We start from the raw sequence: 12,839 nt of genomic DNA on the forward strand, positions 1-12,839 counted from the left end.
CAGACAATCGTGAGTTTTTTACCCTCTGAAAGTCTAGAATCTTTTCTAAATCTCAGACACTCAAAACTTTGATCAGACAACGCACCTACGAACTGAACAGTTTTTGTAAATCCGGTGAATATATAGAACAAGACTCCGAATTTAAAGGTTAATTATGAGTGTTTCATACAATGTTCCAGAGATTAAAGCACAACTATTGTTGGATTTAAGATCTTGTCTTTCTTACCTTTTCCCCAATGGTACCTTCCATGGTGATGAATTTCGAATAGGTGATGTGCATGGTAACAAAGGAAAAAGTTTAAGAGTAGAACTAAGTGGCAGTAGAGCTGGGTTATGGAATGATTTTGCAGCTGGAGAAGGTGGTGACATTATCGACCTTTGGGCATCTGTACATAGAAAGAATGCAAGGACAGAGTTTCCTGAGGTAATGGCTTCTATAGCTGAGTGGCTCGGAAATAATAAAAAATACATCGAGAAACAGTATGTTGATGAAGACTTCGAGAAATTTATTACCCACAGTTGGAATTATTATGATGAAAATGGTCAGGTGATTGTAAAAGTTTACCGTTCTGACCCTCCCGGAAAGAAAAAAGTATACAAGCCTTTTGATGTTAAGCGAGGCAGATATGGTTCACCAGGAATAAGGCCAATCTACAACATTCCAGAAATCTTAAAGTCTGATAAAATTGTTCTGGTGGAAGGGGAAAAATGTGCAGAAGCGCTGATAGAGAAGGGAATAACTGCAACAACAGCGATGTCTGGAGCAAATGCACCTATTGAGAAAACTGATTGGACTCCGCTAAAAGGTAAACACATTATTATATGGCCAGATAATGATGAAGCAGGTAAGAAATATGCTAAAAATGCTGAAAAAAAGCTTTTAGAAATCGGAGTTGAATCACTTGTTGTTCTTAATATTCCACAAAATAAAACAAAAGGCTGGGATGCTGCAGATTGTGTAGAGGAAGGAATAAATGTTAAAGAATTTTTAGCTTCAACTGCACTTACTACTAATACTCTAAGTACAAAAAGTTTGATTTCATTTTCTGCAAGGCAATACTTTAACGATAAATCACCGATGCCAGAAGATATAGTTGCTCCTCGAATTTTAACTCCAAGTGGACTTTTAGTGTTTGCTGGAGCACCTAAAGTAGGAAAAAGTGACTTTTTAATTTCTTGGCTAATTTACATGGCAGCAGGAGCTCAATTTCTTGATATGGTACCTAAAAGGCCTTTAAGAATCTTTTATCTTCAAACTGAAATTGGCTACCACTATATGCGTGAACGTCTACAGCAACTAAAAATCAATGAAGAACTGCTTGAGATTGCTTTGGATAACTTAGTCATTACACCTCAAACAAAGCTACTCTTAAATGATAATAGTATAGATGAAGTTCTTGGTGAAATAAAAAAATCATTTGGTTCAAATACAGTTGATATTATAGCTATTGATCCACTACGTAACGTTTTTGATGCTGGCGAGAACAGTAGTGAAAATGATAATAATGCTATGCTATTTTTCCTGCAAGAAAGAGTTGAAAAATTGAGAGAGTTAGTTAATCCGAATGCAGGAGTCATTTTAGTACATCACACGAAGAAGATGCAAAAGAAATCATTAGAAGAAGATCCTTTTCAGAGTTTCAGTGGTGCTGGTTCATTAAGAAGCTTTTATACTACGGGAATGATAATGTTTAAGCCAGATGAACGGCAGAGTAGTCGTCAACTGATGTTTGAATTACGTAATGGTCATGCTATTCCATCAAAATGTGTTGATAAAATCGATAACTGCTGGCAAATACTTGATTATGAGTCACAGAGACTGATACATAAAGATTATGGACAAAAATTAGATGCAGAGCGTTCTCGTAGATATGATATTATACTGCAATTAATTTACGACGAGGCGAGAAATAGAGGGAAAGTATATACAATCAATACATTCTGTGAGGTATTTGAAAATAAAGCAGGTCTTGGTAGTAAAAACTCCATTCGTGAACGCATTGATGTTCTTGCTGCAAAAGGTTACATTAAGTTTAACAGGAATGATAAAAATGCTGAAAGAAGTAAATATGGGATACTTTGTGTTGAAGATATGGAAAAGAAAGTTACAAACCAACTAAATAAGGATATTACAGTATATGAGAAGATTTTACCAACCGATTATAAATCGCCAGAATATGGCAGTATTATGCCAGTTGAAGATTCAAACATTTGGCTTTACTATAATTAGATCTCTTCTATATCATCTACAGTAATAAGGTTACTTACGAAGTATATTGATTATTTCAGACTCCAGAACTCTTCAGTCTTGGCAGAATCTGGTGCAGTTTATGAGATCTGGTACTTTCTGGTAGTAAAAAAATGCCAGATTTTCAATGGTTTAATGGTTGACAGATTTCTGAGCTGTAATCTGGTTTAGGTGGCAAAAAGCTTAGGAGTATTGCGGGGTTTTGACCAGTCTCCAGTTTCCAAAATTTCCTATTATTATATAATAATAATATAGTAGTATGACTTTAAAACATACTACTCTGTTCGGTTACTAACCAGTCTACAATAATAAGCTATGGATACGTGTAAAGCTCTCTTTCAAAATTATCTGATAAAAGAAATGAAAGACAATGCTCAGAAAAAACAAATGAACCGTAATTGGGTTTTAAAGCAATTCTACAACCTCAGGGTATAATTCCACCAAGACCTAAGTTACTCACCTAGGGTAGCTTAAAACTTGATTATGAGGCATCTCTAAATTATCTCTTGCTTTAAAGTTTTACTTGTTATAAAAAAAAACCATTGTACCCTATCACGCTTTTTATTCGTTGTAAAACATTTTTTTCAAAAAAGTGAAAAGTTTTTGTAATTTAGGTGAAACAAGAGCTGGTTTTGGAGGTCTTATTGAGATATAACGACTTTTATCTAAAATTCTTAAGTTGAGTCTTTAGGTAATCTCTATAAATAATTTGTAGATGAAGCTAAAGGAAAAAAGTTGCTGCCATAAACATAAGCTACTGAGCTCGTAAACTGCTTAAAATGGAGACAAAGATCTAAATTTATTTATTTACGTCTCCAATTTTATCGCGTATAATGGAGACAAAGATTTGTGTTTTCACTATTTATTGGTAGATAGGGCTTTCTAAAGGGTGGGGGTCTGGTAGAGACTTATGACCTTGAAATCAGCGATTTGGTCTCATAACCATAGTCTCCCCAAAAGAACCGTGCTTGCGGATTTCCCGCACACGGCTCCACAATACAGCGTTCACACTAGTGCTCCTGTGTATAAAGAAACATATACCTTTGGTTTTGGTAATGGATTTACTTTTAAATAGTGTATAAATTGTTCCCAATCGATACTTTTCTTTTGACTACGTCGGTTTATCCACTTAAATGCTAACTTTGTTGCCAGTCGATTGAATTGAATCAAACACCGATAATTTCCGCTAACTCCGAAGTAGCTATAGTGTCCTGTTAGTTTGGCTTTAAGTTTCTGCCACCAATCTTTGAGACAGATACGACTTCGTACCATCTTCAACCACTCTTTGATTTCTTTAATCTTTCTAGCTAGGCTTATTTTTGAAGTTTTCTGCTTCATCATAAGTTTACCATTACGACTTTTTCCACAATAATGTGTAAATCCTAGAAAGTTGAAGCTAGCCGTCCTACGTTTCTCTCTTTCTGCTTGATACCATTCTTTCTTACCAAACTTTACTATTTTTGTTTTATTTTCAGCTATTTCCAATCCAAATTTACTTAGTCTTTGTTTCAGTAATTCTAGAAATTCTTTTGCGTCTTCTTCCCTCTCGCAGCCAACTACAAAATCGTCGCAAAACCTTATTAGCTGTATATATCCTCTGGCTTTTGGCTTAAATTTCTTTTCAAACCATAAGTCCAGCACATAGTGTAAGTATATATTAGCTAATACAGGGCTTACTATACCACCTTGTGGTGTGCCTTGATCGGTTGCTTTGTAACATCCAACTTCGACTATTCCTGCCTTTAGAAATCGTTTTATTAACCACAATAAATTTGGGTCAGCTATTCGTTCCCTTAGACGATTCATTAGCCATTTATGTTGAACATTATCAAAGAACTTCTTGATATCCACTTCTACAATATAGTTAATTGGTTTGTGCATAACTGCTTTATCTAGAGCGTTTATCGCCTGATGACAATTTCTTCCTGGTCGAAATCCATACGAGCTGTCCATAAAGTTTGCTTCATAAATATTTTCTAATATCTTCTTTAGCATTACCTGTACCAACTTTTCTTCTGTTGATGGTACTCCGAGACCGCGTTTTTCCTTGCTTCCAATTTTGGGTATGTATACCCTTTTCACTGGTTGCGGTCGGTATTGCTTTCTCTTCATACTATCCACTAGCGTTCTAAGTTTCTCTTCTAGATTTTCTCCATAAGCTTCCACTGTCACACGATCTATACCGCAAGCCTTGTTGCGTTTTAGTTCCTTGTAACACTCTGCAAGATTCTCTTCATTAATCAAATGAACTAGCGATGTAAATTTTACTCGCTTATCTTGCTTAGCCCTTACTGCTATCTGGTTTAGTTTTCCTTGCATACTCCTCCAATCTCTGTTGTATTGGTATAGCAATCCCTATACCAGTCACTATATTGCTAACCGCTTCCCCTTGTATGTGGCTTTCCCACACTCCGAGTACTATCAGTTAGTCCGACTTCCTTTGCATCTTCCTCCAGTCCTTGCCTTTATTGACTTGTTCCAGAGTACCCTTACAGGAATACAAAGGATCTCCCAAGTTCACGTAAGGTCCATCTCAACACATGACGCGGCCTTCGATCCCGATGGGGTGAGTAATATCTTTCCTTAGCGTTATTACCCATGTTGCCTTCCACCAAATGTAAAGTGTCGGCCCCCATGACGCGTGAATTACGGGACTCAATACCTTCACTTTCGTTGCACCCTATGTTGTCCATTCCATTAGCTTTACTACGCTCGTTACCTTACGCAGCATAATGGTTTGTTCCAGGTTGCTGGCTAAGCTTTACCCGTGTTGGATTTTCACCAACTGTTCCTTACGCACTTCTTGGCGCACACAATTTTTCACCCCCCTTGAAATTAAAATAAAAGCAAGATGTCAAACACAGATAGCTCAACTACAAGCTGGTTTTTGTTGTAGTTATTTTCTCACTTTCTTTACTTGCTTTAATTAATTCATCAAAATCAGATTCATGTCTGTACAACTCTGTACTTTTCGTATTCTCCTTCAGCTAGAGCTTTTGCAACTTCAGCACTAACTTTACCAGCATCTTTAAGCACTTCATAATCATTGAACAATAAAAATGCATCCAACTTTTCAACCCAATTCTACATTTTCATTAGCCGATGCTTTCTTGCTTGAAGTTCCGCATAATCTAGGAAACAATATGATTTAGTTCACTCAACTCTTTTTCAGTCAAGTAGTTTTTTGCAGTACTCACATCACTCTTATGAATTTTGTTGCCAGGACCATCTTTCCATGTAGTTAGCCCCATATTTGGTTTTTTGTGGTCAACTCGAGAATATATTAGCTCTGCTGCAGTCAGGCCATAAATCGCCCAATATAATTTATTCTGTACTTTTGCATAAAATTGTTTTGTTATTTCTGAATTTGGATCATAGTCTGCAGAGCATTCAGCATAAATGTCGGTAATCTTCTGGTAAAACCTACGTTCCGATGCTCGTATTTCCCTGATTTTTTCAAGTAATTCATTGAAGTAGTCTTTGCCAAACTTTGGGCCGTTTTTTAGCCGTTCGCTATCTAATGCAAATCCTTTGATGATGAAATCTCTCAAAATTTTTGTAGCCCATACTCTGAAAGATGTAGCCTTTTTAGAATTAACTCGATAACCAATAGCTATAATTGCATCCAAATTATAAAATTGTGTAGGGTACTGTTTACCATCTTCAGCAGTATTCCGGAAAATCCGGATAACTGAATCTTTATCTAACTCTTGACTAGCAAATATGTTCTGTAAATGCTCACTAATTGTTCTAATATTAACATCAAACAACTCCGCCATTCTTTTTTGTGTAAGCCAAACGTTTTCATCTCGATACAAAACATCAATTCTCACGTCTCCATCTGGAGCTTACTATTACCCACAAATATAAATGTTTGTTGCATAGCTCTTAATGGCATAACTTTTGCTTGAAATAACTGTTTATATGGTGCAATTTACAGCTTTTAGTTGCTAAAATTATAACTCTTAGTTTAATAATTTCAATCTAATAAGCTTTCAAGTTAATAAAATTAAATTATTTGAGTAAATACAATACTATGTTTTTATTTGTGGGTAATAGTAAGCATCTGGAGTTGTATATAATAAAATTTCGTTTTCATTTATTATCATATCTACTCTACCTTACTTCAAGTAGCATATAGGTTATTTGTAAAAAAGACAAGCAACTGTAAAACTCTAAAAATAGGGAACTATCTACTTTATTCTTTAGCTGGTAAGCAGTTTTGAAATTATTTTAACTTTTTTTTTAGAAAATCCCGGAAAAAGTAGAAGAAATCCGGTATATATTAGTATAGGGGCATTGAGTGTAGATGTGCTTCAAACAGAAAAGTTGAAAACAGAAAGCAAAAGAAATTTAGGCTTTTGGTAAGTTACGTAATTGAGAATTTATATTTTTTTAAATAAGGCAAAAACTGTGTTTTAAAGCTAGATGTGACTTTAGGGAAAAAACTATCACTGCTCACCAAAGAACGTCTATAATAGCCTTTAAACTCAAATAAAAGCTATCCTTAGTAATTCTACTGTTACAAAACAAACCTGCAGACAAGTTTAACAAGGTTTTTATCCTTTGCAAAAAAAAGTGAACAGTTTTCGTAATTTTGGTGAATATATATAACAAGAAAACAACTTTCTGCAGTAGCACATAATTCTCGAATTTCCGTTGTTGGACTACAAAAACCTATGAATTTCTAGTGTATTTTGCAGAAACCAGACGATATTTTGGAGTAAGTGCTACTTGTAATTTTAATAATAGCAAATGTCAACCCTAACACTCGATCTCGGCAAGCAAACCGGCTGGGCAATTTTAACAGATGGAGTAATTGAAAGTGGAAGCAAAAGCTTTCATGGTAGCCGTTTTAGCGGAGGTGGCATGTGCTTCTTGAATTTTCGTAATTGGCTTAATTCTTTGAAGGACATTTCTGCAGTGTATTTTGAGGAAGTAAGAAGACATCTAGGAACTGATGCAGCGCATTGCTATGGCGGTTTTCTCGCAGTTCTGTCTGCTTGGTGTGAAGAACATCATGTGCCGTACAAAGGTGTTAATGTTAAAACTATAAAACGCTTTATAACAGGCAAAGGCAATGCAAGTAAGAGTGAAGTTATTGAAGCTGTAAAGGGAAAAGGGTTTTCACCTAAAGATGATAATGAATCTGATGCTTTGGCATTAATGTTCTACGTTATGAATTTCAGTAAAGATATTAATAAGACGAAAAATCCATAAAAAGTGGGTCCTTTCGGCCATATTGGTGGGTTTGGTGGGTCAGACCCCAGGCCTTCTTTAGCGTCAGAGATATTTTGAATATTAACTTTTTAATTATTAAGATATGAATTTAGCAATCCACTACTATCCTGTTGAAAATCTAGTCGAATATGAGCGTAATCCACGTAAGAATGATGACGTAGTAAATAGAATGTGTGCTTCAATCAGGGAATTCGGTTTTCGTATTCCAATAGTTGCAAAAAGCGATGGAACTGTGGTTGATGGTCATTTAAGACTTAAAGCAGCAAGAAAACTTGGTATGGAGAGTATTCCAGTTGTTTTAAGTGATAATTTAAATGAACCACAAACCAAAGCTTTTCGATTACTGGCAAATCAATCAGCTAATTGGGCAAAGTGGGATGATGATCTTTTAAAGGTAGAAATTCAAGAGTTAGAAGATTTGCAGTTTGATCTTAAAATGACTGGATTTGAATTAGAAAAAGTTCAAAACTTTCTTGATGATTTAGATGGTGAAAAAGAAGATCTTTCTGACTTAGTTGTTGATGACAAAAAGGTAGAAATAACAAAGCCAGGTGATCTTTGGATTTTAGGTGATCATCGAATCTATTGTGGTGATAGCTCTGTAGTTGAATCATATAAAGCGCTGTTAGATGATAAAATGGCAGACATTACTGTTTGTGATCCTCCATATAACGTTGATTATGGTAATAGCCAAGACAAAAAGATATTAAATGATAATCAAGGTGAAAAGTATGAGCTTTTTCTCTATGACATCTGTTCCCATATTTTAGCATATACGAAAGGAGCAATTTACATCTGTGCATCATCATCAGAGTTTTCAACGTTGCAAAAAGCATTTGAGGAAGCGGGAGGAAAATGGTCAACATTTATCATTTGGGCAAAGAATCATTTTACGCTAGGCAGGTCTGATTATCAAAGACAATACGAAGCAATGCTCTATGGATGGAAAAGCGGCAATAAACGTGAGTGGCATGGAGGTAGAAATCAAAGTGATCTGTGGTTTTATGATAAGCCAACACACAATACACTACATCCAACGATGAAGCCAGTAGAGCTAATGGAAAGAGCAATAGTTAATAGCAGTAGATCAGGAGATATCGTACTTGATCCATTTAGCGGCTCTGGAAGTACACTGATTGCATGCGAGAGAACAGGAAGAATTTGTAGGACAATAGAGCTAGATTCAAAATTTGTAGATGTAACTATAAAACGTTGGCAAATATATACCGGAAGAGATGCCATTTTAGCCGGTACTGGTAAAACTTTTGCAGAAATTCAAGGAGAAAAACAGTAGGAAAAAAGTGAAAATTACACAAACAGAATGGGCAAGAGAGATAGGAGTATCAAAGCAATATGTCTGTTATTTAGTAAAAAAAGGAATAGTTGAGTTGGAGGATGGTTTGATCAATAGAGAACAAGCAAATGAAGCAGTAGCGGCAATAAGAGATCCAAGTCAGCCACTTAGGAGGAAAAATCCAGAAAACGAAAATACAAGTAACCTTTCCACGATGTTGCTAAAAACTCGAATAAAAAATGAAATGGAACGAGGTAAACTTCTTGAGGCAAAAGCTAGGGCTGAGATAGGAGAACTTGTAGCAGTAGAAGAAGTAAAGCGCGATGCATTTAATGTAGCAAGAGTTGTCCGTAATAATTTACTTAATATTCCAAATAGAGTTTCAGCATTGCTTGCATCACTGAGTGACACTGAAAAGATTCATATGGCGCTAACTGAAGAGATTACAAACTCATTACAAGAATTATCTAATACTAAATTTCAAATATAAGAAAGATTTTGAATATAAAATGGCTGATAACTTAAGTTTAGAGTTAATAAAGTGTCTCATTAATCAACCTGGATTAGATGTAAATATTAGAGGATTAAACGGAAAAACCCCACTACATTGCGCTATAGAGTTTGATGAATTAAGTATGGTAGATCTGTTACTCACGAAAAAGAACATTAATCCTTTTATAGAAGATAATGATGGTAAAACATCTCTTGATTACGCCAAAGAAGGGAAAAAAGCAGAAATATTACAAGCGCTAATCAACAATAAATATGGATCAGAGCAAGATAGTTTACTTCATTTAGCTGCAATGATAGGTGAAGTTAATGCAGTTAGATATTTGATAGGAAAAGGTGTTGACGTTAATGTACGAAATGCTCTGCATCATACGCCATTACATCTAGCAGCAGGCATAGGACATGCAGAAGTTGTAAAGATTTTGATAAGAGAAGGAAACGCTGAAATAGATGTCTTTGATGTACGAAATCAGACACCAATGCACTATGCAGTTAATAATAAAAAGTTGGAGATAGTAAAGTTACTGCTAAAGCTAGGAGCGGATGTAAATAGTGCACGCATGGGACAAAACTCAATGAAATTGTCACCTGTGCATATAGCTGTAAGTAATACTAATTATGATGAAAGAGATTTATGTTTGGATATCCTCAAATGCTTAATAAAGGAGCCTAATGCTCAAGTTAATTTACAAGACTACGAAAATAAAACACCACTACATTACGCTGAAAGACTTAAAACAATAGAAGTTTTACTAACGCGAGAAGATATAGATCCATTGGTAAAAGACGATAGCGGTAAGACACCATTTGATTACGCTAAACCTGAGATAAAGAAGGCTTTGATGAGTAATAAATACGGTTCTGAAAAGAATAGTCTACTCCATTTAGCTGCACAAAGAGGAGAAATTGAGCTTGTAGATGCAATCTTAAAGGAAGAAATTGATATTGATATTTCAAATAATAAAAATCTACCGCCGGTTTACCTTGCTGCAGAAAAAGGGCATTTACATGTAGTAAAGTTATTGCTGAAAAAAGGAGCAAATTATAAACCTGTTTTGCATTTAGCAATCAAGTCAAATAATTTAGAATTACTTAAAGTTTTATTTAATGAAAAAAATGGAGCGTTACTCTGCAGAGATACCGTTGTTAATTTTCCAACCCTTCATAATAAATATATAGCACAGAGAGAAATAGCAGATAAAAGGATGAAAAAACATAATAATATTATCTGCATCTGTATTACAGTTAGCGCAGTAGCAATGGCAGCATATATAGGTTTAACAGCAGCAACAATAAGCAGTGCAATCATTTTTGCAACAATAACAGGGATATTTGCGCTTGTTATAGCAATAATGATAAGTGAGATGAACAAAAGATATATAGAAAACGAATTTCAGAAAAAGATGTTTATGGAATTGGAAGAGTGTAGTTCTACTGTTAATGATGTTGAGATAGAACCAGTTATGAGTAGATGCAGATAATGATATACGCCACATCTTTTTCTGAAGGTTTAAAACCAGATCCAGAGCTTAAAGTATCAGAGTGGGCGAATGAGTATCGAGTTTTAGCGCCAACTGCAGCATCAGAGCCAGGTAAATGGAGAACAGAAAGAACTCCTTATTTAAAAGAAATTATGGATTCACTTTCTCCGTCCTCACCAGCAGAAAAAGTAGTATTCATGAAAGGAGCGCAGATTGGAGGAACAGAAGCTGGCAACAATTGGATTGGCTATATCATAGACCAGATACCAGGTCCAATGCTGGTAGTACAGCCAACAGTTGAAATGCGAAAGCGTTGGTCGAAGGGAAGATTTGCACCATTAATAGAGAGTACACCATGTTTAAAGAGTAAAGTAAAAGACCCAAGATCAAGAGACTCAGGCAATACTGTACAAAGTAAGGAATTTCCAGGTGGAATAGTAGTAATAACTGGAGCAAACAGCAGTGTAGGCCTCCGATCTATGCCAGTAAAGTATCTCTTTCTTGATGAGATTGATGCGTATCCAGGAGATTCAGGAGGAGAAGGAGATCCAGTACTGCTTAGTATTGCTCGAACTAACACTTTTGCACGGCGAAAGATTTTTTTAGTATCAACACCAACGATTCATGGAATAAGTAGAATTGAGAAGGAATTTGAAGCAACAGATAAGAGATATTTTTTTGTTCCATGTCCTTATTGTAATTATTACCAAATATTAAAATGGTCACAAATAAAATGGGAAGATAAAAATCCAAATACAGCACACTATATATGTATAGAATGTGGTAAAAAGATAGAAAATCATCAAAAGACAGAGATGCTTGAACGTGGAGAATGGAGGCCTACTAATAGAGTAAAAGGTGAGAAAAAAGGATTTCATCTTTCAAGTCTTTATAGTCCAGTAGGCTGGTATAGTTGGCAACAAGCAGTAGAAGATTTTCTGCATGCAAAAGAAAGTGAACAATTACTGAAAGTTTGGATAAATACCACACTTGGAGAAACTTGGGTAGATAAAGGAGAAGTACCAGACTGGAAGCAATTATTTAACCGAAGAGAATTTTTTCAGATTGGCACAGTACCAAGGAGAGAAGTGGTACTTACTGCAGGAGTAGATGTCCAAAAAGATCGTTTAGAAGTAGAAGTTGTAGCATGGGGAAAAAGTCGTGAAAATTGGTCAATAGACTACCGAGTATTTGAAGGAGATACAGGAGGTGGAGAAGTATGGAAAAAGCTTTCGGAGCTCCTCAATCATCATTTTATCGGTGAAAATGGGCTTGAATATATGATAAGTATGATGGCAGTTGATGCAGGATATGCAACACAGGAAGTATACAATTGGGTAAGAGGTCATCAGTGCTTTGGGAAAGTAATGGCAGTGAAAGGTGTAAATAAAGCCTTAGTACCACTTAGCAGCCCAAGTAGAGTAGATATAACAGTTGGTGGTCAAAAGCTGAAAAGAGGAATAAAGCTCTGGCCAGTAGGAGTATCGATATTAAAGTCAGAGCTTTTTCAATTACTTAATGTTTTAAAAGAAGGTGAAGAAGCTCCAGCAGGATATTGTCATTTTCCCGAATATGCACCTGAATATTTTAAGCAGCTAACGGCAGAGCAATTAGTCAGCAAGGTAGTAAAAGGATACACTAAACAAGAGTGGCAAAAGGTAAGAGAAAGAAATGAAGTATTAGATTGCCGAATTTACGCAAGAGCAGCATCTATTGCGCTTGGAATCGATCGTTGGCCAGAGAGTAAATGGAATGGTTTGAGTGGAAAAATGGAAAGCAAAAAGCCTAAAAAAGTAAGACAGAGTAAGTGGCTTGGTAATCAAAATGTACAGTGAAGAATATTTAACTCAAGTTGAGAAAGCAATTCAAAAACTGCAAAGCGGAGAAAGAGTTGTCTCAATTGCATATGGTGAACATGTTGTGCGGTACGGGGAAGTTCAAATAAAGGATTTATTGGAGCTCAGGCAACGAATAAAAGCGGGGTTAAAAGTTGCAGGCATGAGGCCAAAGAGGAAAATTGTTTTTTCAACGAGCAAGGGGATCATATAATGATGAAAATCGTTGA

Annotated in this window: 10 protein-coding genes; 7 read left to right on the forward strand and 3 right to left on the reverse strand. The window is 35.6% G+C overall.

Going from position 1 to position 12,839, the window contains the following annotated elements; all coding sequences use genetic code 11:
- Positions 1-154: 154 nt before the first annotated feature.
- Positions 155-2,230 carry an AAA family ATPase gene (locus OM967_RS02570; RefSeq protein ID WP_264337568.1) on the forward strand — a complete coding sequence of 692 codons (2,076 nt, stop codon included), beginning with the start codon at positions 155-157 and terminating at the stop codon, positions 2,228-2,230.
- Positions 2,231-3,253: 1,023 nt separating this feature from the next.
- Here the strand turns inward: OM967_RS02570 and ltrA are convergent.
- From ltrA to OM967_RS02585, 3 genes are all read right to left on the reverse strand, one after another.
- The gene (ltrA, locus tag OM967_RS02575) at positions 3,254-4,567 is read right to left on the reverse strand and encodes a group II intron reverse transcriptase/maturase (protein WP_264337404.1); all 1,314 of its coding nucleotides are present in this window, start codon (positions 4,565-4,567) and stop codon (positions 3,254-3,256) included.
- Between the two features lie 627 nt (positions 4,568-5,194).
- Complete coding sequence (locus OM967_RS08215) at positions 5,195-5,317, reverse strand: hypothetical protein (protein WP_264337405.1); 123 nt, start codon at positions 5,315-5,317, stop codon at positions 5,195-5,197.
- 62 nt (positions 5,318-5,379) lie between these two features.
- Positions 5,380-6,081 (reverse strand): virulence RhuM family protein, encoded by a 702-nt coding sequence (locus tag OM967_RS02585; protein ID WP_264337569.1) that lies wholly within the window; start codon positions 6,079-6,081, stop codon positions 5,380-5,382.
- 922 nt (positions 6,082-7,003) lie between these two features.
- Between OM967_RS02585 and OM967_RS02590 the strand changes: the two genes are divergently transcribed.
- The 6 genes from OM967_RS02590 to OM967_RS02615 all read left to right on the forward strand — a co-directional run bounded on the left by OM967_RS02590 (position 7,004) and on the right by OM967_RS02615 (position 12,823).
- A complete protein-coding gene (locus OM967_RS02590; RefSeq protein ID WP_264337408.1) occupies positions 7,004-7,468 on the forward strand; it encodes a crossover junction endodeoxyribonuclease RuvC in 465 nt (154 codons plus the stop codon).
- A gap of 103 nt (positions 7,469-7,571) precedes the next feature.
- Positions 7,572-8,783 carry a DNA modification methylase gene (locus tag OM967_RS02595; protein ID WP_264337420.1) on the forward strand — a complete coding sequence of 404 codons (1,212 nt, stop codon included), beginning with the start codon at positions 7,572-7,574 and terminating at the stop codon, positions 8,781-8,783.
- 7 nt (positions 8,784-8,790) lie between these two features.
- Positions 8,791-9,273 carry a hypothetical protein gene (locus OM967_RS02600; RefSeq protein WP_264337554.1) on the forward strand — a complete coding sequence of 161 codons (483 nt, stop codon included), beginning with the start codon at positions 8,791-8,793 and terminating at the stop codon, positions 9,271-9,273.
- 19 nt (positions 9,274-9,292) lie between these two features.
- The gene (locus tag OM967_RS02605) at positions 9,293-10,774 is read left to right on the forward strand and encodes an ankyrin repeat domain-containing protein (protein WP_264337570.1); all 1,482 of its coding nucleotides are present in this window, start codon (positions 9,293-9,295) and stop codon (positions 10,772-10,774) included.
- Complete coding sequence (locus OM967_RS02610; protein ID WP_264337555.1) at positions 10,774-12,609, forward strand: phage terminase large subunit family protein; 1,836 nt, start codon at positions 10,774-10,776, stop codon at positions 12,607-12,609. The genes OM967_RS02605 and OM967_RS02610 overlap by 1 nt, the downstream gene beginning before the upstream one ends.
- Entirely contained in the window at positions 12,599-12,823 is a 225-nt protein-coding gene (locus tag OM967_RS02615; protein WP_264337556.1) for a gpW family head-tail joining protein, read from the forward strand. The genes OM967_RS02610 and OM967_RS02615 overlap by 11 nt, the downstream gene beginning before the upstream one ends.
- The last annotated feature ends 16 nt before the right edge of the window (positions 12,824-12,839 follow it).

Source organism: Wolbachia endosymbiont (group B) of Dolichovespula media, assembly GCF_947179505.1.
In the GTDB taxonomy this organism is placed as follows: Bacteria; Pseudomonadota; Alphaproteobacteria; order Rickettsiales; family Anaplasmataceae; genus Wolbachia.

Coding starts and splice junctions, on each gene's coding strand:
- OM967_RS02570 (WP_264337568.1), top strand. CDS start 155: ATGAGTGTTTCATACAATGTTCCAGAGATTAAAGCACAACTATTGTTG.
- ltrA (WP_264337404.1), bottom strand. CDS start 4,567: ATGCAAGGAAAACTAAACCAGATAGCAGTAAGGGCTAAGCAAGATAAG.
- OM967_RS02590 (WP_264337408.1), top strand. CDS start 7,004: ATGTCAACCCTAACACTCGATCTCGGCAAGCAAACCGGCTGGGCAATT.
- OM967_RS02595 (WP_264337420.1), top strand. CDS start 7,572: ATGAATTTAGCAATCCACTACTATCCTGTTGAAAATCTAGTCGAATAT.
- OM967_RS02605 (WP_264337570.1), top strand. CDS start 9,293: ATGGCTGATAACTTAAGTTTAGAGTTAATAAAGTGTCTCATTAATCAA.
- OM967_RS02610 (WP_264337555.1), top strand. CDS start 10,774: ATGATATACGCCACATCTTTTTCTGAAGGTTTAAAACCAGATCCAGAG.
- OM967_RS02615 (WP_264337556.1), top strand. CDS start 12,599: ATGTACAGTGAAGAATATTTAACTCAAGTTGAGAAAGCAATTCAAAAA.